This is a genomic window from Castellaniella sp. (assembly GCF_004321985.1).
GTDB lineage: Bacteria > Pseudomonadota > Gammaproteobacteria > Burkholderiales > Burkholderiaceae_B > Castellaniella.
Genome location: NZ_SCQN01000056.1, coordinates 28184 through 48162 on the forward strand (window position 1 = coordinate 28184; position 19979 = coordinate 48162).

At 60.5% G+C, this 19979-nt stretch carries 20 protein-coding genes; 10 read left to right on the forward strand and 10 right to left on the reverse strand.

What is annotated here, in order from left to right:
* The first annotated feature begins 4 nt into the window (after positions 1-4).
* On the forward strand, positions 5-3535 hold the full coding sequence (locus tag EPN31_RS14880; protein WP_291774765.1) for an SNF2-related protein: 3531 nt from the start codon (positions 5-7) through the stop codon (positions 3533-3535).
* A 72-nt stretch (positions 3536-3607) separates the two neighbouring features.
* On the opposite strand, the gene EPN31_RS14885 is transcribed toward EPN31_RS14880, so the two are convergent.
* The 6 genes from EPN31_RS14885 to EPN31_RS14910 all read right to left on the reverse strand — a co-directional run bounded on the left by EPN31_RS14885 (position 3608) and on the right by EPN31_RS14910 (position 8506).
* On the reverse strand, positions 3608-4852 hold the full coding sequence (locus tag EPN31_RS14885; protein ID WP_291774768.1) for an FAD-binding oxidoreductase: 1245 nt from the start codon (positions 4850-4852) through the stop codon (positions 3608-3610).
* Between the two features lie 30 nt (positions 4853-4882).
* A complete protein-coding gene (locus tag EPN31_RS14890) occupies positions 4883-5665 on the reverse strand; it encodes an amino acid ABC transporter ATP-binding protein (protein ID WP_291774771.1) in 783 nt (260 codons plus the stop codon).
* The gene (locus EPN31_RS14895; RefSeq protein WP_291774774.1) at positions 5665-6312 is read right to left on the reverse strand and encodes an amino acid ABC transporter permease; all 648 of its coding nucleotides are present in this window, start codon (positions 6310-6312) and stop codon (positions 5665-5667) included. Before EPN31_RS14895 ends, EPN31_RS14890 begins: the two co-directional genes overlap by 1 nt.
* A gap of 48 nt (positions 6313-6360) precedes the next feature.
* The gene (locus tag EPN31_RS14900) at positions 6361-7032 is read right to left on the reverse strand and encodes an amino acid ABC transporter permease (RefSeq protein WP_291774777.1); all 672 of its coding nucleotides are present in this window, start codon (positions 7030-7032) and stop codon (positions 6361-6363) included.
* A gap of 27 nt (positions 7033-7059) precedes the next feature.
* Positions 7060-7902 (reverse strand): transporter substrate-binding domain-containing protein, encoded by an 843-nt coding sequence (locus tag EPN31_RS14905; protein WP_291774780.1) that lies wholly within the window; start codon positions 7900-7902, stop codon positions 7060-7062.
* A 208-nt stretch (positions 7903-8110) separates the two neighbouring features.
* Positions 8111-8506 (reverse strand): RidA family protein, encoded by a 396-nt coding sequence (locus EPN31_RS14910; RefSeq protein WP_291774783.1) that lies wholly within the window; start codon positions 8504-8506, stop codon positions 8111-8113.
* A 273-nt stretch (positions 8507-8779) separates the two neighbouring features.
* On the opposite strand from EPN31_RS14910, the gene EPN31_RS14915 reads away from it, so the two are divergent.
* The 7 genes from EPN31_RS14915 to EPN31_RS14945 all read left to right on the forward strand — a co-directional run bounded on the left by EPN31_RS14915 (position 8780) and on the right by EPN31_RS14945 (position 15098).
* On the forward strand, positions 8780-10054 hold the full coding sequence (locus EPN31_RS14915) for an alanine racemase (RefSeq protein ID WP_291774787.1): 1275 nt from the start codon (positions 8780-8782) through the stop codon (positions 10052-10054).
* A gap of 14 nt (positions 10055-10068) precedes the next feature.
* Positions 10069-10734, forward strand: coding sequence for an amino acid ABC transporter permease (locus EPN31_RS14920; RefSeq protein WP_291774790.1), 666 nt, complete (start codon positions 10069-10071; stop codon positions 10732-10734).
* 4 nt (positions 10735-10738) lie between these two features.
* On the forward strand, positions 10739-11389 hold the full coding sequence (locus EPN31_RS14925; RefSeq protein ID WP_291774793.1) for an amino acid ABC transporter permease: 651 nt from the start codon (positions 10739-10741) through the stop codon (positions 11387-11389).
* Positions 11376-12101, forward strand: a complete 726-nt coding sequence (locus tag EPN31_RS14930) for an amino acid ABC transporter ATP-binding protein (RefSeq protein WP_291774796.1) — start codon at positions 11376-11378, stop codon at positions 12099-12101. The genes EPN31_RS14925 and EPN31_RS14930 overlap by 14 nt, the downstream gene beginning before the upstream one ends.
* A gap of 11 nt (positions 12102-12112) precedes the next feature.
* The gene (locus EPN31_RS14935; protein WP_291774799.1) at positions 12113-12901 is read left to right on the forward strand and encodes a transporter substrate-binding domain-containing protein; all 789 of its coding nucleotides are present in this window, start codon (positions 12113-12115) and stop codon (positions 12899-12901) included.
* 87 nt (positions 12902-12988) lie between these two features.
* A complete protein-coding gene (locus EPN31_RS14940) occupies positions 12989-14011 on the forward strand; it encodes a succinylglutamate desuccinylase/aspartoacylase family protein (protein WP_291774802.1) in 1023 nt (340 codons plus the stop codon).
* Between the two features lies 1 nt (position 14012).
* Complete coding sequence (locus EPN31_RS14945; protein ID WP_291774805.1) at positions 14013-15098, forward strand: LacI family DNA-binding transcriptional regulator; 1086 nt, start codon at positions 14013-14015, stop codon at positions 15096-15098.
* A 173-nt stretch (positions 15099-15271) separates the two neighbouring features.
* Here EPN31_RS14945 and EPN31_RS14950 read toward each other — a convergent pair whose 3' ends face one another.
* Positions 15272-16672: an MFS transporter gene (locus tag EPN31_RS14950; RefSeq protein WP_291774808.1), complete on the reverse strand. Its 1401-nt coding sequence runs from the start codon at positions 16670-16672 to the stop codon at positions 15272-15274.
* A 148-nt stretch (positions 16673-16820) separates the two neighbouring features.
* Here EPN31_RS14950 and EPN31_RS14955 point away from each other — a divergent pair, with 148 nt between their 5' ends.
* Together EPN31_RS14955 and EPN31_RS14960 are read left to right on the forward strand one after the other, a co-directional pair.
* Positions 16821-17753 carry a LysR family transcriptional regulator gene (locus tag EPN31_RS14955; RefSeq protein ID WP_291774812.1) on the forward strand — a complete coding sequence of 311 codons (933 nt, stop codon included), beginning with the start codon at positions 16821-16823 and terminating at the stop codon, positions 17751-17753.
* Between the two features lie 34 nt (positions 17754-17787).
* The gene (locus EPN31_RS14960; protein ID WP_291774815.1) at positions 17788-18183 is read left to right on the forward strand and encodes a hypothetical protein; all 396 of its coding nucleotides are present in this window, start codon (positions 17788-17790) and stop codon (positions 18181-18183) included.
* Here EPN31_RS14960 and EPN31_RS14965 read toward each other — a convergent pair.
* The 3 genes from EPN31_RS14965 to EPN31_RS14975 all read right to left on the reverse strand — a co-directional run.
* Positions 18081-18749, reverse strand: a complete 669-nt coding sequence (locus EPN31_RS14965; RefSeq protein WP_291774818.1) for a dihydrofolate reductase family protein — start codon at positions 18747-18749, stop codon at positions 18081-18083. The two genes, EPN31_RS14960 and EPN31_RS14965, sit on opposite strands and share 103 nt — an antisense overlap.
* Positions 18750-18890: 141 nt before the next feature.
* Positions 18891-19421, reverse strand: a complete 531-nt coding sequence (locus tag EPN31_RS14970; protein ID WP_291774821.1) for a cupin domain-containing protein — start codon at positions 19419-19421, stop codon at positions 18891-18893.
* Between the two features lie 64 nt (positions 19422-19485).
* On the reverse strand, positions 19486-19979 hold a 494-nt coding region (locus EPN31_RS14975; RefSeq protein WP_291774824.1), incomplete at its 5' end, for an MFS transporter.

Genomic DNA, 19979 nt, shown 5'->3' on the forward strand with positions numbered 1-19979 from the left:
AGGAATGGCACGACAGAACTACGGACAGACCTGGTGGGGCGCCCAGTGGCTGAATGCCCTCGCACACATTGATTACGACAATCGTCTGCCGCGTGGCCGCGGTTATGCCAACAAGGGAGCGGTGAGCGACCTGGTCGTGCACGGCGGCCTGATCCAGGCCAAAGTGAAAGGTTCCCGGGCGCGCCCCTACCAAATCCGCATCGAGGTACCGCCGATTCCCGAGGCAGACGCCAAACAGCTGCTGGCGCGAATTGCGGCCGACCCGGCGTTGATTGCACGTCTGCTTAATCGCGAGCTCGATCCCGCCCTGCTCGAACTGGCCGATCAGCTCGGTCTCAAGGTTTTCCCATCGCGCTGGAATGAACTTTCCATGCAATGCTCCTGTCCCGATTGGGCGGTCCCGTGCAAGCATTTGGCCGCCGTGATCTATCTGCTCAGCCGGGAAATCGACGGCAATCCCTTTCTGGTATTTTCGCTACGCGGGATCGACCTTGCGCAGGCATTGAAATCTCATGACATCCACATTGAACGGGAAGCGCAGGCAGCACTGCCGACGGTGACGGATCTGCTGCGAAGCACTGCAAGCACGCCTTCATGCACTGCTCCGACCGCGCTCGACCAGCTCGATTTCCGGGCCATTCCGGAGCTGCTGGAGCCGCTCCTGAAACTCTTGCCGGTGCGACCGGCCTGTTTTCCCAGTGGCGATCTGCAGGCGATTTACAAACGTCAGTTGACCTGCGCGGCGAAGCAGGCAAATCGTGTTCTGGATACCATATCCGGTGCGTACCATGATCCTGCCAGCCATCCCTTCCATTCCAATGATCGGCCGCGGATCGAGATTGACCAGACTTACACCCTTCAGCTTTCGGGCCTGATTGAGCCGAGCGACTGGGACGCGCTGGCGAGCACACTGGAGGCGCTGGAACCAGTGCGCTTGCCCGATGTGCAGCCGGAAGTGGCGGCGCTTCATTATGTCCGGCGCGCGGCACTGCATCTGCTGGCCGCCGGGGCGGTGACCGCACAGATCTTCTCGCTTGAAGGCCGGGAGATCGGCCTGCGCTGGGTACCCGCCATTCTTGATGATCGGGTCCACGTGTTCATGCAACACCTGGCGGGGGGCCTGCCGGCCGGAATGGTTCGCTACCGCAACGGCCAACGCGCTGCCGAAATCCGCTCCGAGGCGCAGGCCACAACATTGTGCTCACTGTTTCTCGATCATTTCATGCGGCAGTGGACCGTTGATCAGAAGCAGAAGTTGCGGGACGACAAGACCCTGGCCCTTTTCTTCAGTACCGGGCGTGCCCGCTATGATGGCCCGGGGGAAGGCGCGATAGCCGCCGGTATCCAGGCTTGGCTGGCTCGCCACCATCTCGCGCGCCATGTCCACAACCCGGTGCTCTGCCTGGACGAGACGCGCCACGGCGATTTCGCGGTTTCAGTCGCGGTCGGAGACGGTGCCGGCGAAAAAGAACCCGTGCCGCTGTCAGCCGTGCTCACCCAGGCATCCTGGGCCGCGGCCCGGTTCGCTGTCCTGCAAGACGTCTCCTTGCTCGCTGAAGTCTTTCCACCCTTGCATGGCTATGTGCGTGACGGGGCCAAAACGCCCATTACCCTTGCCGCTAGCGGATTGCCGGAGCTGCTGTTCGACACTTTGCCGGTGATCCGCCTATTGGGTATCCACATACTCATGCCCAAGGCGCTGGAGCGCTTGTTGCGCCCCCAACTGTCCCTACGGGTGCGCGGTCCAAAGACTGCAGATGGTACGGGTCTGCTGAAAGCTGATCAGGTATTCACCTTCGATTGGAAGGTGGCACTGGGCGACCACCTGCTCAGCCAGAGTCAATTCGAAAAATTGGTGGCGCATGCCACCGGCGTGGTCCGCTTCAAGGGCGAGTATGTCTATCTCGATCCCCACGACATCGAACACCTGCGAGCACAACTCCAGCGGCCACCGCGCCTTGAGGATGCAGAGTCCCTGCGTGTCGCGCTGGCGGGCGAATATGCCGGTGCGGCGGTGGCCCTGGATGCGCGGGCACGGCGTATCATCCGGGGTCTGATGACGGTTGGCGACGTTGCCTTGCCCACGGGTCTCGTTGCCAGGCTCAGGCCCTATCAGCTGAATGGCTATGCTTGGCTCTATCGCAATGTCCGTATTGGGTTCGGCAGTGTGATTGCCGATGACATGGGCCTGGGCAAGACTGTGCAGGTGATTGCCACTTTGCAAAAACTCAAGGAAGAGGGGGTGCTGCGCAATGCGCGAGCGCTGGTCGTGGTGCCCACGAGTTTGCTCACCAACTGGCAGAAGGAAATCGCGCGTTTCGCACCTGGGCTGACTGTGGACGTCTTTCACGGCGGCACTCGCAAGTTGAGTGAAAAACGTCCGGACGTGCTGCTGACGAGTTACGGTGTGGCCCGCCGCGAAGCGGCCACGCTCAAGGCCCTGGCCTGGCAGATCCTGGTGGTGGACGAAGCCCAGAATATAAAGAATCCGGCTGCCGCCCAGACCAAGGCGATCAAGAGTATCCCGAGCCGCTGCCGCATCGCCATGAGCGGCACGCCGGTGGAAAATCGCCTGTCCGAATACTGGAGCATCATGGATTTTGCCAATCGGGGCTATCTTGGCAGCCCCGCCTGGTTCGCCAGGGAATTCGCCGTGCCCATCCAGAGCCACCACGACGTGCGGGCAATCGAGCGCTTCCGGCGCGTCACTACCCCCTTTCTGTTGCGTCGGCTGAAGTCCGACAAGCGCATCATCGACGATCTGCCGGAAAAGATCGAGCAAGACCAGTACTGCACTCTCACTCCGAGGCAGACCGCGCTCTATGAATCCGTGGTAGGAGAAGGTCTGCGCGCCATTCGCGGCGAATCCAGCGGTTTCAAGCGCCAGGGCCTGGTGCTGCAGATGATCCTCGCCCTGAAACAGATCTGCAATCATCCCGCTCAATACTTGAAAGAGCCCCGTGCCGAGGCCGCGCTGTCGGGCAAGGCTGAACGCTTCCTGGAACTCATCGATGAGATCTACACCAGCCACCAGAAGGTGCTGGTCTTCACCCAGTTCCGCGAAATGGGCAAGCTCCTGAGCGCATGGCTGGGTGAACGCTACGGGCAGGGCCCTCTGTTCCTGCACGGCGGTGTCGCCAGAAACAAACGTGACGCGATGGTCGAGCATTTTCAAAATGATTGCACCGAACGTGTGTTCATCCTTTCGCTCAAGGCGGGTGGTACGGGGTTGAATCTGACCAGCGCCGCCAACGTGATCCACTATGACCTGTGGTGGAACCCTGCCGTCGAGTCCCAGGCGACCGACCGCGCTTATCGCATCGGCCAGCGCAAGACGGTCCAGGTCCACCGTCTCATCACGCGTGACACCTTCGAGGAACGTATCAATGAACTGATCCGCGCCAAGCGTACGCTGGCTGATCTGACTGTAGGCGTGGGTGAAAAATGGCTCGGCAGTTTGAGTGATGAAGAGTTGACGGGGCTGTTCACACTGAGCCCCTATTCCGCGTCGAGCCAGGACGTCGCAGGTAATTAAAGGTACAGCAAAAGTAACACAGCGCGACACCGCCCAGCGGCCTGACAACAGGCGAGCGGCAGGGATCAAGAACTAGAACCTGTCGGCCCGAAACGGTGCCATATCGGTTTGCGTGGGCTCACCCGCCAGCATGGCCGCCAACAGCCGCCCCGTGGTCGGACCCAGCGTAAACCCCTGGTGGCCATGGCCAAAGGCGAACCACAGGTTCTTATGGCGAAGGGCAGGTCCGATGACCGGGTTCATGTCTGCGATGCAAGGACGCGCGCCGCGCCAGACTAGATCGTCCTTCCGTTTCGCGAGCGGGAAAATCTCCCGTGCGGCTCGTTCGGCCGCCAGGAGCTGACGCATACAAGAAGGATCATCCGCTCGCGCCAGCTCGGCGCCCGTCGTCAGGCGAATCCCCATACGTTTCGGCGACAAGGTATACCCCCTGTCGTGGTCGAAAATGGGGAAATTAAGCTTCACGCCTGGGGCGGGTTCGTAGTGCATGTGGTAGCCGCGCTGAACGAACATCGGAATCGCGTAACCGAGGTTCTTGAGCATAGGGATGGACCACGGCCCCGCTGCAAGAACCAGCGCTTCACCAGTCAAAGTGCCATTACGCAACCGCAGCGTCCATCCGCTGCCGGACGGTGCCATGGACAGTACATCCGACTCCACGAACGTGCCTCCTTCCGCCAGGAAACTTCTCGCATAGGCATCCACGAGCCCGCCCGGATCGCTCACCGACCACGCATTCTTCCACCACACGGCACCGACTGCGTCATTCGACAGGGCCGGCTCCAACTCATGCAACTGCTGCCGGTCGCACGCCTCGAATTCCACCCCATGTGATCGATGCGCACCATCCGCTGTCGCGATCCCAGCGCCCAGCGTGTCCAGGTTCCTGTACACCTGCAGCCAGCCCTCCCGATTGATCAACGCATCCGCGCCCGAAGCTGCGATCAATGCCTGATGATCATCGGTGCAATGCACGATAAGGGACGCATACGCCCGTGCGATGCGCTCGAATGCCTGCGGTGAGGACTCGCGCCAGTAGCGCCAGAGTATAGGGGCTTCGCACACCATAGCCGTCAAGCGGTATTGAACGTCGATGGCACGGTTCGGCAGGATTCTCAGGATATCAAACCACGATCTCGGAAACGGGTGTGGCTCGATCGCCTCGCGTTGAATCAGGCCGGCATTTCCAAAAGACGTCTCCTGACCGGGTTTCCGGCGGTCAACCAGCGTGACCTGATACCCGCGACGCGCAAGATGCCACGCAATGCTGACGCCCACCATGCCAGCGCCCAAAACCAAGATCGAAGTTTCTTTCATACTGCTTGTGCCGCGCCCGCCACGGGCCTCTCAGAGACGGAAATCCTTCAGGAAAGACGCCAACCGTGGGGACCGAGGGTGTAGAAAGAGTGCGTCAGGGGCTCCCTGCTCCTCGATGCGCCCTTCATTCATGAACAGGACCCTATCCGAAACGTTGTAGGCAAAATGCATTTCGTGCGTCACCAGAATCATGGTGGTGCCATCTTCGGCCAACGAGCGCACAGTGTTGAGGACTTCTCCGACGAGTTCAGGATCCAACGCCGAGGTGACCTCGTCGAACAACATGACGCGCGGCTCCATGGCGATCGCGCGCGCAATGGCGACACGCTGCTGCTGCCCGCCCGAGAGCTGGCTAGGCTTATGGTCCTTGCGGCTCAGCATCCCCACGCGATCGAGCCAGTGTTCAGCCTGCGATCGGGCCTCTGCCTTGGGAAGGCCGCGCACTTTGACGAGGCCCAGCGTCACGTTATGCAGCGCACTGAAGTGGGGAAACAGGTTGAACGACTGAAACGCCATACCGGTCATGGCGCGCTGCTTGGCGATCACGGATTCCTTGTTCCGGATCCGGCGCCCATTACGAATGTCATAGCCAATCGGCCGCCCGTCAATACGGATTTCACCGCTCTGGAATTCTTCCAGCAGGTTGATGCAGCGCAACAGCGTGGTCTTGCCTGACCCGCTGGACCCTATGATCGAGATGACCTCGCCCTCCTGGACGTCCAGATCGACGCCCTTCAGGATCTCCAGATCACCATAATTTTTATGCAGACCCTTGATGGAAACGATAGGGCCTTTCTCATCCTGCATCTTCATCACGCTAACCTGCTATCAACATATTTCCCGAACCGTTCCAGGGAATAATCCAGCAATAGATAAAAGATTCCGCAAACCAAATAGAGCGGCATCGTCAGAAAGGTCCGACCAATGACTTCCTGCGTACGCATGATCAGCTCAGGGGCACCAATAATGGACAGCAGGGTCGTGGCCTTGACGATCTCCACGGCCGCATTTGTCCAGGTTGGGATCATCTGCCGGAGCGCCTGTGGCAAGAGCACGAACATGAACCGCTGCCAGAACGTCAGACCAATCGCCTTGCCCGCGTCAGTCTGCCCTTGCGGCACGGCCTGCAGGGCTCCGCGTACGACCTCGCCGACGTGGGACGCGCAAAACAGCGACAGGCCGAACACTCCCGCCTGCGTAGCCGTCAGGTTGACGCCAACGATCGCCGGGACATAGAAAGCCGCCAGCATCAGCACGAGGACAGGAATGCCTCTGAGAATGTCCGTATACAGCCGGGCGACTGACCGCAGGATGCGGCCGCCATACGTCAACGCAAGGCCCACGAGCACACCCAACAAGGTCCCCAGGATAATCGACAGCAGTGCCACACCGATCGTCAGCCAGAACCCAGCCAGCAGAGCGTCTCTTGCTTCCCAAACGACTTGAATGATATTTGCCATCAGGACGATCCGGTGCCTCGATGAAAGGGCGGCGTATCGCGCGCCTCCTTATCTCTTGACCGCCTCCGTAACATAGCGCCTCTCGAGGAATCTGAGGCCGAGGGCGATCAGGTAGCAGGTCACGACATACATGATCGCGGTCGTAAGCCATACTTCCACCGCCCGAAACGTCTCCGTATTCAATTTCTCGGCATAGAACGTCAATTCAGGGATGGCGATGATGGATGCGATCGATGTGTCCTTGAACAGGGAGATAAAGTTATTGCCCAGGGACGGCAGCGCATTCTTCATCATGATTGGAAAGGTGACGTAGAACCTGACCTGCATCGGCGTAAGCCCGATCGATTTCCCGGCTTCGATGACACCCACCGGAACGGCCAGCAGCCCGCCCCGGAAGACTTCGGACAGATAGGCACCCGAGTAGACCGCCAGTGACGCAATGAAGCTTTCCAGCTTCCCCATCCGCACGCCCACATCCGGGAGTGCAAAGAACGCAAACAACACAATCAGCAGAATGGGGAGATTCCTGACCACGGTCACATAAACATTGGCCGTCTTGCTGATCCACCGGCGAGACGAAAGCGAAGCAAAGGCGGAAACAAGACCAATGAAACAGCCGATCCCGATGGAAACCACCGCAAGAAACAAGCCCAGACCGAGCCCCGATAGGAGCTCGTGCCAGTTGTTCCAAATTACTGCGAAGTTTACGTCGTACGCCACGGCCACCTACCGCCACACAATTCGCGCTCAGCGGAATTCAGCCGGAAAGCCGATCTTCGGTGCGGGGACCTTTTCGCCAAACCATTTTTCAAAAGCCTGCTGATAGGCGTCGAAGTCCACACCCATCATGGCCTGTTCGAGGACGGTGTTGACGTAATGCAGCCAAACCGGCTGACCCTGCCGGACCGCGCACGCATACGTTTGCGGGTTCCAGTAATACCCCGCGTCTATATATTGATCAGGTTTCTGCTTGATGAACCACTTGAGCGAAGATACGTCCGTGGCAGCGGCATCGGCCCGATTTGAATTGAGCGCCTGATACATCAGGTTGGGGTCGTCGTACTGATCGACCTTGGCATTCGGCAAAGCGGCATGGACCATAGATTCCGCGAAGACATTCTTCAAGACGGCAACATCCACCTTGTTCCCGGCTGCCTTCAGGTCATCGTAGGTTTTGTATTTCCCAGCCTTTTGCATCATGAACCCGACACCCTCGCGGTAATAGGCCACTGTGAAGGCCACCTGTTGCGCGCGCCCCCCCGTGACGGTCATGAACTGGCAGGTAATGTCGACCTTGTCCGTAGCGATGTTCGGAACCCGGGATGAATCAGACTGGATGACGAACTTCACCTTGGCGGGATCATTGAACAGGCTCTTTGCGATGATCCGCGAAATATCGATGTCGAATCCGACCAGATTACCCTGTGCGTCCTTGAAATGCCAGGGAGGATTGGACGAACCCGTACCGACGACGAGTTCGCCTCGATCGAGAATTTCGTGCAGCCTGTCCTTTGCAGTTGCCACCGTGGTTGCACCAATCGCCGCCACCGTTACCGCAATGATGCTGAGAAACTTTAAAGTTGGCTTCATGATCGTTACCCTCGAACTCGACATTGATGATCCAAGAATGAAATATCGATGGCAACAAGATCACGGGCCAGAATGCGTGAATCGGCTATCCGTTTTTATAGGTCACTGATAACGTTACCATCGCGCTGTTCAGCTTAACATTGCGCCAGAGGCGCGATTCATAGGTAATATCCCTAGGGAATCCCTGAGTGGCGGCTTGGTATGGCGGCTACGCGGTGCGCGGCTTGTAGGCCGTGACATCCACCTCGATCTTCGCATCCACCATGAGGGGGGATTGGACGGTAGAACGCGCCGGACGATGTGGCCCGAAGCACTCCATGTAGACGCGGTTGAAGGCGCTGAAATCCCGCGCATCATCGAGCCAGACGCTGACCTTGCAGACGTCTGACAGCGTGCAGCCACCCAGTGCCAAGATCTTGCTGATGTTCTCGAAAACCTGGCGCGTCTGCGTCTCTATGCTGCCCCCGACCAGTTCGCCCTTCGCGTTGAAGGGCGCCTGCCCCGAGACAAAGACGAAGTCACCCGCACGCACAGCAGGAGAAAACGGCCGCTGGCGGCGATCCGACGCGGTAGGCCCGATGCCAAGCAGTTCTAGATTAGTCATTCGCTGCCTTCCTCTGTCAAGGCTGCGCCCACATCACAAACATTGCGAGATGTGGGTGGTATGAATGTCGGACAAGGGCGTCCGGCAAAGGTCGGGCCCAGCTTATACGATTCCCACAATGCCTTCAAGCCGCATGCCGCCGCACCGCGGTCCTGCCTTGGCCACTGTCTGGCACCGCTTGTCGCTGCAGGGTAAGCACCAATATTTCGCCGGAAATGTTGACGTTAGCATTTCCGACATACCAATGTTAACGTCAACATAAAGGGAAGCCACATGCAAACACCATTGACCCCGCAAATCCGTGGCATCCCCATCGGCATCAGTACAGATAGAGACAGCATCGCGTCCCTGCAGCTGCGTCCCAGCAGCGGCAACATGCCCCTGCCAGTATTGACGTTGGACGAGGCTCAGTTCCAGGCCAACACTCGCCTGATGCTGCAGTTCTGCAGCCAGAACGGGCTGAAGATCGCCCCGCACGCCAAGACCCCCATGTCGCCGGACCTCGCCAAGCGGCTGATCCAGGCGGGGGCCTGGGGGGCATCGGTGGCTAATCTCCAGCAGGCCGCCGTCCTGCTGGCCCACGGGGTAGACCACCTCATCCTCGCCAACGAGATCGGTGGGCGACGCTCGGGCGAAAGGCTGGGCCAATTGCTCGCACAGTACCCCGATGCCGAGTGCCTGGTCTTTGCAGACTCTCCGCAAGCGCTGGACGCGCTGGCTGCCGCAGGTCAGACACGCAAGAAGCCGATTTCCGTCTTGCTGGAACTGGGGGCCGGCCGATGCGGCGCCAGAGACCTCCCGGCCCTCAAGGCGCTGGCGAGCCACGCACTGGACTTGGGTGGCCTTATCGCGGTTCGGGGCATCGCCGCTTACGAAGGCTCGGCCGAAGCGGACAGCGAAGAGGCCAAGCTGGAAAAGATCCGTGCCCTGCTGCAGCTCTGCACGCAAGCGGCAACCCATGTGCGCAGCACCTTCCACCTGCACAAAGTCGTCTTTTCCGTGGGCGGATCACATTATTTCGATCTGGTTTGCGAGGCCGTCCGCCAGGCCGGCATACCCGGACTGGTTCCCATCCTGCGCAGCGGCGCCATCTTCTTTCTGGATCACGGCGTGTATCAACGGTCGCTGCAGGAGATGGACGCACGCTGCCGCGATGCGCATGGCCATCCCACAAGTCCTGCTGCGCAATTTGCCCCCGCCATGCGTCTGTGGGCCGAAGTCCTGTCCCATCCCGAGCCCGATCTGTACATCTGCGGTATTGGCAAGCGCGACGTCTCGCACGATCTGGACCTGCCCGTGCCGCTAGCTGTCTACCGTGACGGGCTGCGCATTGCGGAGCGCACGGCCATTGCTGCCGTCAAGGTCACCGAGCTCAACGACCAGCACGCCTTCCTCACCGCCCAGGCGGCCTCGGCCCCTGTGCTGCAACCCGGCGACATCATCGAGTTCGGCATCTCGCACCCTTGCACATGCTTCGACAAGTGGAACCTGATCTACGGCCTGCAAGGCGACACTATTGCCGCTGCCTATAGAACCTGCTTCGGCTGAAGACCAGCATCGCCATGCAGCTGCGATTCTCCCAACTCGAACGCTTTCAGGACCAGTTCGTAGCCGGCCTGGTCACGACCGTCGAACTCACACTGGTCTGCGTCGTCGCGGGCCTGCTGATCGGGCTGTTGTGTTCGGCACTCCAACAGCGCGGACGACCTGTCGTACGGCGCATCGTCTACGGCTACGTCGAGATCTTCCGCAATACACCCTCGCTCATCCAGCTCTTCGTCTTCTACTTTCTGCTGCCCGACGCAGGGGTCCTGCTCACGCCCTTCGGGGCGGCAAGCGTGGCGCTGAGCCTGTACTTCGGCGCCTACATGAGCGAGATCATCCGCTCAGGCCTGGATTCGATTCCGGCCGCCCAATCCGAAGCCGGGGCCTGCCTGGGGTTGAGCACATACCAGATCTACCGCCATATCATCCTCGGACCCGCCCTACGCAACATCTATCCCTCGATGGTGGTGCAGATCATCATTCTCCTCCTTGGGACATCGCTCGCGTCGCAGATCTCGGTCAACGAACTCTTTCAAGCAGCCACCTTCGTCGAAAGCCGCAGCTACCTGAGCTTCGAAGTCTATACCATCCTGTGTGCCATCTACTTCTGCCTGGTGCTGGTCACCAAACTGCTGACGTCCTTGATCGGCAGACTGGCATTCAGATGGCCAATTCGCAGGTGACTCCATGAGATTCATCAGTTTCATCGACTTGGTTTCCCTGGTGGCCGCTTTGCGCTGGACTGTCGGGCTCACCCTGATCGCCGTTGCACTGGGCGGGCCCTTGGGATTGGTACTCGCCCTGATGAAGGCCTCGCGCGCGAGGCTGCTCGACGCACTCGCGTCCGCCATTCTGCAGCTAATCCAGGGAATTCCGCTGCTGGCTCTGCTGATGTTCTTCTACTTTGGCGTCCCGGTCTTCCTCGGCATCAACATCCCGCCGCTGGCGGCCGTAAGCATCGCATATGTAATCTTCACCGGCGTGTATTTCGGCCAGATCTGGGGCGGCAGCATCCTGGCCATCAAGCAGGAGCAGTGGGAGGCGGGGGCTTGCCTGGGTCTGCGCAAGGTGCACCAGTTCTTCTACATCATCATGCCGCAAGCCTTCAAGATCTCGCTGCCGGCATCGGTCAGCTTCCTGGTGCAACTCGTCAAGGGCACTTCGCTGGCTTCCGTGGTGGGCTTCGTCGAGCTCACCCGCGCCGCCCAGGAAGTCAGCGCAGCCACCTTCCAATCCACGCTGACCTACACCACGGCCGCGGCCCTGTATTTCCTGATCTGCTTTCCGCTGACCCTCTGGTCGCGGCGCCTGGAGAAATCCCTCGATGGCACTCATTGAAATCAGCGACGTTCACAAACGATTCGGCGACAACGAAGTCCTGCGCGGGGTTTCCCTGCAGGTCGAGAAAGGTGAGATCGTCGCCATTCTGGGGAAATCCGGCTCGGGCAAATCGACCCTGCTGCGATGCATCAATGCGCTGGAAAGTGTCGACAAGGGCGGCATCACCGTCGAAGGCATCCGCGTTCATCAGCACATGCCCCACCTGCGGGCCTTTCGTCAGCGCCTGGGCATTGTGTTCCAGCAGTTCAACCTGTTCCCGCACCTGACAGTCGAACGCAACATCACGCTGGCGCCACTGCTCACTGGCAAGATCCGCAAGGCACAAGCCAGGGCACTGGCACTGCACACACTCGAACAGGTGGGCCTCACCGAAAAGCTCAAAGCCTACCCGATCAACCTGTCGGGTGGCCAGCAACAGCGCGTCGCCATTGCCCGCTGCCTAGCCATGGAACCTGACATCATGCTCTTTGACGAAGTCACCTCGGCGCTGGATCCGGAGCTGGTCGGGGAAGTCCTCAAGGTCATGGAAAATATGGCACGCCAGGGCATGACCATGGTCTTGGTCACACATGAGATGAGCTTCGCACGCAACGTTGCCACCAAGGTAGTCTTCATGCACAACGGATCCATCCGCGAGGAAGGCACACCCACCGAAATCTTCGATTCCCCTCAAACCCCAGAACTCAAAAACTTTCTGGGAAACCCCTAGGAGACAACACCATGCTGAAGAATGTCCTCAAACTCCTGCTGATCGGCTGTGTCACAGTCGCTACCAGCACCCCGGCCAGGGCAGCAGACACGCTCCAAGACATCCTCTCGGCTGGTAAAGTCCGCATCGGGGTCCTGTCGGATGCCGCACCCTGGGGTTTCAAGGGCGCCGACGGCTCACTGCAAGGGCTGGACATCGACCTTTCGAAGCAGCTCGCCAAAGAAATGGGCGTCAAACTGGAGCTGATCCAGGTCACGGGCGCAAGCCGCATCCCCAGCCTGCTGTCCAACAAGGTGGACATGCTGATCGCCGCAGCGGGTGCCACACCGCAGCGCGCGTTGCAAGTCATGTTCTCGCAGCCCTATGCAGCCGTGGACCTGGGCGTCTACGGAGGGCCGAAGATGCAGGCCGCCAAAACAGCTGACCAGCTCAAGGGCGACACCATCGCCGTGGCCAAGGGCACCACGCTGGACGTCTGGCTCACGGACCACGCAAAGGACGCGCGGATCATGCGCTTTGAAGACACCCCGTCGGCCATCAAGGCCTACCTGAGCGGTCAGGCGCAGTCCTTCGCCGAAAACAGCGCCATTGCCAAAAAGGTGAACGAAGACAACCCAAACGCCCAGACGGAACTCAAATTCCTGATCCGGCAGTCGCCCGCGCACGTCATGGTGGCCCAGGGTCAGCAGAACCTGCTGAACTGGATCAACACCTTTCTGTTCAGCGAACGCATGAGCGGCGAGCTCTCGTCGCTGCAGACCGAATGGTTCGGCAAGGCTCAGAATCTGCCACTCATGTAAACCCGTTCTCTTGCAAGCACGGCCGAGGCACGCCCGAACGCGCTCACGCACAAACCCTCATACTCAGTCATCGGACACATTCAGACTATGCACACCGGCGTTTTCACCGATATCCCCTTTGACCAGGATGGCCAGCACCACGGCTTCATCAGCATCCCGTTTTCAGTGGATCGCTCGCCGTACTACCAGATCAAGATCCCAGTCTATCGCCTCAAGAACGGCGACGGCCCCAGACTCCTGCTCATGGCCGGCAACCACGGCGACGAGTACGAGGGCGAGATCTGCTTGAGCAAGCTCACGCGCCTGCTCAAGCCACAAGACATCCAGGGCGAAGTCACTCTCATCCCGTTCCTGAACCTGCCGGCCGTCATGGCCGCCCGCCGGGGGTCGCCGCTGGATCATGAAAACCTCAACCGCTGCTTTCCCGGCGACCCGTCCGGCACGCCCTCGCGGCGGCTGGCCTACTATCTGGAACATGACCTCTTCGGCAGGCACGACGTGGTCTTCGACATCCACTCAGGCGGTACCACCATGGCGCACCTACCCTTGGTGCTGGCGGAAGAACAGGAAAAGCAGGAACGCATGCAGGCGGTCGAGTCGCTGCTGAGCTGCATGGACGTGCGCTACGCGCTCATTGCACGCAATGGTGCACAAGCACCTACCTCCATGGCTGCCGCCGCGCGCGCCGGCATTCTGGGAATCAGCGGCGAGTTCGGCGGCGGCGGTGCCGTCACACCCCATACTCTGGCCACGCTGGAACACGCCCTGAACCAGCTGATGCTGAAACTGGGAATCACCCGCGAGCGTATCTTCCCGCATTCAGCCGAGAATTCCCCCTATACTGGCAGCATGAGTTTTCTGAGCCTCACTTCTCACGAACAGGCGATATACGCCACGCGTCGCGGATGGTTCGAACCCGCTGCGGAAGTGGGCGACGAGGTCCGAGAAGGCCAGACGGCAGGCTGGCTGCACGACTTCCAAGACTGCACGGCCCCACAGAAGGAACTCAAGTTCAAAGTTTCCGGGGTTGTCATCTCGCGTCGCCTGAGCGTCGATTCGGAAGCCGGCGACTGCCTCATCCAGGTAGGCGTACTCGCCGCCGCTCACTGAGATGGTCAACCCGCATACCCAACTGACCCCGTCGCAGCCGGCGTACGACGCCGTTCTGCGGATTCCTGATTCCCACGGCCGGGAGAGCCCGACCACGTCGTCCGGGAAACGGGGCGTAGGCATCGTCGAAATCGCCCGCATGGCGGGAGTCTCCAACATCACCGTATCGCGCGTCCTACGCAATCCGAATGTGGTCTCGGAAAAAACCCGAGAGAAGGTCCGAGCAATCATACGGCGCACAGGCTATGTGTCTCACCCCTATGCCAGAGCGCTGCGCGTCGGGCACTCCAGCCTTGTACTCGCCTTCGTTTCGTCCATGATCAGCCCCCAATACTCGGTGGCGATGCAGCACTGCTCGGATCTGCTCGAAGCACACGACTATCAGCTGCTAACGGGCCTGACGTCCTACTCCTACCCCAAAGAAACGGCTGGTATCTCGACACTGCGCGCCATCCGTCCCGCAGCCGTCCTATTTACGGGCGTCATTGAGCTCGAACGAAATCGGCAGGCCCTTCGAGATCTCGGGGTTCCCATCCTGGAATCTTGGGCCTACCCGCGCGATCCCATCGACATGCTGATGGGCTTTTCAAACTACGACTGCGGGCGCCTGGCCGCCACTTATATCTACGAGCGTGGCTGCAGGCGCGTGTTGTTCATCGGCCGCCAGGGCGGACGCGGCAAGCTGCGGCAAAAGGGCTTTCTGGACACCGCTACAGCCTGTGGCATGACGGTCATCGACAGCATTCTGCTCGAACCGCAGAACCTGTACAACGGCCGCGCCGTCTACCAGCGCATCAAGCCCGGCCTGCAGCCGCAGGACGGCATCTTCTGCGCCAACGATGTGCTTTCGCTCAGCCTGTTCGAGGAAATCAAAAACGATTCCCGTCGGGGCCGGCCAAGACCCACGCTCGTGGGCTTTGGCGACATTCCCCACATGACGCAGGCCGCACTCGAACTTCCGGTCGTGGGGATGGACAGCGCCCTCCTGGGCACCAAAATGGCGCACATGATTCTGGCCCGGCTGCAGGGCAACACGGCAGAATCGTGGATCGATTACGTCCCGGTACAGATCCACGAACCCAGTTGAGACGAGGGCGGCGCGCCGCCCCAGGCAAAGGCGCAAAAACCTGAATGTCCCGTGTATTGACCGGCTTTTCCAGAAACCAACATTTGGCGATTTCAGAAGGCGCTGGGAATTCCAGCTGAAAACCTGATTCAGCCCACTGCACCTGGGTGACAGGAGCCGCGCGACACCCCCCACTATTCGCAGGCCGCCAGACTGGCGGCGCGAACGCGGACGAGGCTGAGAACAGTAGCCAGCGCGGTGGCCGCGACAGCAATCCACAGGCTCCACCGCACTGATCCCAGCAGCGCGGCCTGCGTACCGCCCTGCGCGGACACGTTGAGAACGATCCCCACAATGGCCAGGCCCAGGCACTGCCCAAATGTTCGCACGATCGCGAGCACGCCCGAGGCGTAGCCGCTGTTTTCGCGGGCAACGTTCGACAGCATTTCCCGGTTGTTGGGACTCTGGAAGACGCCGAACCCGGCGCCGCAGAAGAAGCAGCGTACTGCAATGTCCCAAACGCCATCCCCCGAAGGTAGCAATGCCAGCGACGCAAGCGCTGCAACCAGGACGACCAGGCCCAGCGTGGATATCGTGGCAGGTGAATATCGGTCGGCCAATCGACCGGCATGCGGCGCCACCAGCACGATACCGACGGGCCAAGGCATGAACAGCAGGGCTGTTTCCAGAGCGCTGTAGCCATATGCACGCTGAAAGAGGAACGGCAGTGCAACAAAGGTAATGCCCTGCCCTACGAAAGCCATCATCGACGTCAACGCCGCTGCAGAAAACCGGACAGAATTGAACATGGCGGGCGGCAGCAGAGGCTCTTCGGCGGAATACAGACGCCAGATGAAACCCGCGCCCGCCAAAGCGGCGAGGACCACATATCCACCATCCCCCGGTTGCGCCGTTCGATTGGTCGCGAGAACCAGGGCTCCCACCAGCACGGCGGACAGCATGCCCCCCACCGCATCAAACGGGTCGCGGGCGGGAGTCTGCAGATCACGCACGAACCCGACGCCCAGTCCCAGCGCAGCCGCCCCAGGGATGACGTTCAGCACGAATATCCAGCGCCAACCCCAGGCGTCGAGCAAGGTACCGCCGATGATCGGCGCGATTGCCGTACTGGCGGCAATGAGCAAGGCATTCAGGCCCAGAATGCTACCCAGCAAGCGGCTGGGAAATACCGAGCGCAGAATGGCAGGGCCTATGCTGACGACGGCGGCGCCCCCCAGGCCCTGCAGCACTCGCATGGCCACCAGTACGGGGGCGTCAGGCGCCAGCGAACACCCCAGGGAGGCCAGCGTGAACACCGCCAGGCCCGACAAGAATAGTGGCCTGAATCCCAGGCGACGCGACAGTGCAGCAAAAATGGCCAACGTCATGGCGACCGACAGAAGGTACCCGTTGGCAAACCACACCGCCATTTGCGGCGTCACCCGCAGTGAAGTGGCCATCTGCGGCAAGGCGATATTGATCGCCGATCCGTCGAACACCACCATGGCCGTCGCCATCATGAGCGCCATCATCGCTGGTGCGCGCTCACGACCCCTCAACCCATCATCTCCCGGCCTGTCCTCAAATAACTCCATGTGTCACCTGCCACCTGTCTGATCGATGGAGAAAATATAATGATCAGGACAATGAGGCGGAAGACGCATCGACATTATCAATATATTGCATGGAACGCCTCATATTGGAAGTGGTGCTGGATCCACCTTGCTTGGGGGACCAAAGACGATGATGGGATCAGACCTCAACCTGCTCGCCGCGCTGGACGCACTGCTGGCAGAAAGCAGCGTAACCGCGGCCGCCCGCCGCTGCGGCCTCAGTACTTCCGCCATGAGCCGTACGCTGGCCCGCCTGCGGCGAATCACTGGCGATCCGCTGCTGGTGCGCGCCGGCCGGCGCATGGTACCGACCCTGCACGCCCGGGACATTCAGGAACGAGTCCGCAACACGCTCCTGGAAGCAAGAGCGCTCCTCCAGCCGGACATCCAGGAGCTGGACATCTCCAGCCTGACCCGGTCGTTCTCCATCCGCGCCAATGAAGGGTTCATCGAGGTATTCGGACCACGCCTGATCTCCGCAGCCGAACAGCAGGCACCCGGAGTCTGCCTGCTCTTCACCCCAAAAGCCGAAAAGGATTCCCGGTACCTGAGGGAAGGAATCGTCGATCTCGAAATCGGCGTGGTCTCCAACATGGGGCCGGAGATCCGGATACAGGCATTGTTCCGCGACCATTTCGTCGGCGTCGTCCGCGCAGGGCACCCGCTGCTGGCGCAACCGACGGTCACCGCCAGCGCTTACGTCGAATATGGCCATGTGGCAGCATCGCGGCGTGGGCTTGCTCATGGGCCGGTCGACGATGCATTGACGGGCATGGGCCTCACGCGCAGGGTCGTCAGTGTCGTACCAGGGTTCCCGGCCGCGCTGGCCGTGGCCGTGGCGTCTGATCTGATTGCCCTGCTGCCCGCCTCGTATCTACCCGCCCCACCGCCCGGCGAAGCGCAGCGCAGCCCTTTCCATGCCTTCGAGCTGCCGTTTCCCACACAGACCATCACGGTCTCGCAGATGTGGCATCCGCGTCTCGCCAGAGATCCGGCCCACCAGTGGTTGCGGCAACTCGTCCGGCAGACTTGCCTTGAACGCACCAGAAACGGATGCTTCTGAAGCTCGGGGCTACTCCGGTATGAAATCTCGCCGTATGTCGTGCTCCGTTCCTCCCTTCGTCGTCCTCGATGCCTATGTGCTGATGTCGACACTGCAGCGTCGATTGCTGCTGCGCGTGGCCAACCAGGGCGTATTCCGGCCGATCTGGACCGAACGCATCGGCGAGGAATGGCGCTGCAACGCGGCCCCCTACGAAGGCGGGTTGCGCTACAGCGACCCGAAGGATTTCAATCGATCCGAATTACGGCACCAGGGGCTGGACGTGTATTCCCCCGATCAATTACTGGCCGGCTGGTGGCAGGCAGGATCATCGTGCCACGAGCCGCCTCAGTCCGCCTCGCGTGCCAGTTTCGCGCGCCTTTCCAGCTCCCTCGCGCTTGGCTTGGTCTGCGCAAACGATCCGATCGGGACGTCGCCGGCCGGCACGTAGGTGCTCATCACGACGCCGGTCGTCGAGGTTTGCGACGCAACGAGTTGCAGCGCACCGGGCTTTGCGCCAGCTTCGAACAGCCGCTTGCCGCTCCCGAGCACGACGGGGAAGATCCACACGTTGTACTCGTCGATCAGCGATGCGGCCCGAAGAGCCTGGATCAGGTTGCCGCTGCCGATGATCTGCAGGTCTCGTCCCGACTCCGCCTTGAGTGCCGTGACCGCCGAGAAAACGTCGCCATGCAGGAGCGTCGAGTTGTTCCAATGCAGCTTCTCCAGCGTGCGCGAGGCGACGTGTTTCCTGGTCGCATTGAACGTCCGCGCGATGGGATCGTCGGCTGGCTGGTACGGCCAGTACGCCTCGAAGATCTCATAGGTCCTGCGGCCGAGCAGGAGTTCACGGTCCTTGCCGTCGAAGCCGCTCATGGAGCGGCCCATGACTTCGTCCCAGTAGTTGAACGTCCAGCCGCCGAAGGCGAAACCACCAGTGGAATCTTCCTCTGGGCCACCCGGCGCCTGCATGATGCCGTCGAGTGAGACGAAGGTAGATGCGATGAGCTTTCTCATGGGTCGACTCCGTAGGTCGAGAGGACCGATCACTCCACAATTTTACGCACTTGCCGCCGCCTCGGAGCGAGGCCCCTCAGCCCCTCCGATACAGCGGTGCCGCCCCGCATCCGGGAATGGCGGCACCACACAGGGGGAAAATCAGGCCGAATCGCCGTCATGACTCGACGCACGGTGCTGGAACCCTGTGCCTTCGGACCCCTGGAAGAACCAGACGCCCATATCCGTCACCGTCGGAACGTCCTGGACCGTGTAGAGCACAGCCTGCTCGGTTTTCGAGGTATTGCAGTGCTCATGCTGGGCCCACGGGGGTGCAAAAAAGACATCCCCCGCTTCCCATTCGATCTTTTCGCCGTCGATGATGGAATACCCGGTCCCCTGGCGCACGATGAAGATCGCAAAATTGGAGTGCCGGTGCCGCTTGGCGTGCTTGCCAGGCTCGAAGACCTGGACCAGCATGTTCAAGCCGGGGCACACACCCACCGACTTCCCAGTGTCTTCGTGCACCAGCGACACCGCCCAGCGGCCCGGCGCCAGGGGGTCTTCCTTGGCGACCTCCGCCAGCTTTTGCTCTACGTCGCGCCACTTCCAGATGTTCGCGCGAACAGCGGGCTTCTCGCTTTTTTTCAGAAATTCCTTGTAGTTGATCAGTTTCGATATTGGCTTGGTCATTCCATGGACTCCATCGCAGCACGCGCACCGGATAGCTCTTTCATCCATCCTGTGCGCCAGAACCTTACAGTTGATTTACAGAGGGGAGCTTCACAGCCACCCCGATCTCGACATCCCGATACTCGCTTTTTCGCATCAACCAGCTGCTGACGAGCGCAACGACACCCAGGAGCACCAGATACAAGGTCACATATTTCGGGTTACCCCCACCTGTTTTCAGGAGTGCCGTCGCGACCAGCGGGGCCAATCCGCCGCCGATGGCGCCAGATACCTGAACCCCCAGGGAAATCCCGGTGTAGCGCACCTCGGGCGGGAACTGATTCGGGAACAACTCACCCTCGGACCCGTACAGCAAGGCATAGACCACCCCGATCGCAATGATCATCGCCATCGTGATAATGGTGGAATTCCCCGAACGCAGCATGCCGAAAAAGTAGCCGCTGAACAGAATGATGCCGATCGCACCGATGGAAAAAATCCATCTTTGGCTGATCCGGTCGCCGATCAGACCACACAAGGGGATCGTCACGATCGACACCGCTGCCCCCCACATGACGG

Coding starts and splice junctions, on each gene's coding strand:
- EPN31_RS14880 (WP_291774765.1), top strand. CDS start 5: ATGGCACGACAGAACTACGGACAGACCTGGTGGGGCGCCCAGTGGCTG.
- EPN31_RS14885 (WP_291774768.1), bottom strand. CDS start 4,852: ATGAAAGAAACTTCGATCTTGGTTTTGGGCGCTGGCATGGTGGGCGTC.
- EPN31_RS14890 (WP_291774771.1), bottom strand. CDS start 5,665: ATGAAGATGCAGGATGAGAAAGGCCCTATCGTTTCCATCAAGGGTCTG.
- EPN31_RS14895 (WP_291774774.1), bottom strand. CDS start 6,312: ATGGCAAATATCATTCAAGTCGTTTGGGAAGCAAGAGACGCTCTGCTG.
- EPN31_RS14905 (WP_291774780.1), bottom strand. CDS start 7,902: ATGAAGCCAACTTTAAAGTTTCTCAGCATCATTGCGGTAACGGTGGCG.
- EPN31_RS14910 (WP_291774783.1), bottom strand. CDS start 8,506: ATGACTAATCTAGAACTGCTTGGCATCGGGCCTACCGCGTCGGATCGC.
- EPN31_RS14915 (WP_291774787.1), top strand. CDS start 8,780: ATGCAAACACCATTGACCCCGCAAATCCGTGGCATCCCCATCGGCATC.
- EPN31_RS14920 (WP_291774790.1), top strand. CDS start 10,069: ATGCAGCTGCGATTCTCCCAACTCGAACGCTTTCAGGACCAGTTCGTA.
- EPN31_RS14925 (WP_291774793.1), top strand. CDS start 10,739: ATGAGATTCATCAGTTTCATCGACTTGGTTTCCCTGGTGGCCGCTTTG.
- EPN31_RS14930 (WP_291774796.1), top strand. CDS start 11,376: ATGGCACTCATTGAAATCAGCGACGTTCACAAACGATTCGGCGACAAC.
- EPN31_RS14935 (WP_291774799.1), top strand. CDS start 12,113: ATGCTGAAGAATGTCCTCAAACTCCTGCTGATCGGCTGTGTCACAGTC.
- EPN31_RS14940 (WP_291774802.1), top strand. CDS start 12,989: ATGCACACCGGCGTTTTCACCGATATCCCCTTTGACCAGGATGGCCAG.
- EPN31_RS14945 (WP_291774805.1), top strand. CDS start 14,013: ATGGTCAACCCGCATACCCAACTGACCCCGTCGCAGCCGGCGTACGAC.
- EPN31_RS14950 (WP_291774808.1), bottom strand. CDS start 16,672: ATGGAGTTATTTGAGGACAGGCCGGGAGATGATGGGTTGAGGGGTCGT.
- EPN31_RS14955 (WP_291774812.1), top strand. CDS start 16,821: ATGATGGGATCAGACCTCAACCTGCTCGCCGCGCTGGACGCACTGCTG.
- EPN31_RS14960 (WP_291774815.1), top strand. CDS start 17,788: ATGTCGTGCTCCGTTCCTCCCTTCGTCGTCCTCGATGCCTATGTGCTG.
- EPN31_RS14965 (WP_291774818.1), bottom strand. CDS start 18,749: ATGAGAAAGCTCATCGCATCTACCTTCGTCTCACTCGACGGCATCATG.
- EPN31_RS14970 (WP_291774821.1), bottom strand. CDS start 19,421: ATGACCAAGCCAATATCGAAACTGATCAACTACAAGGAATTTCTGAAA.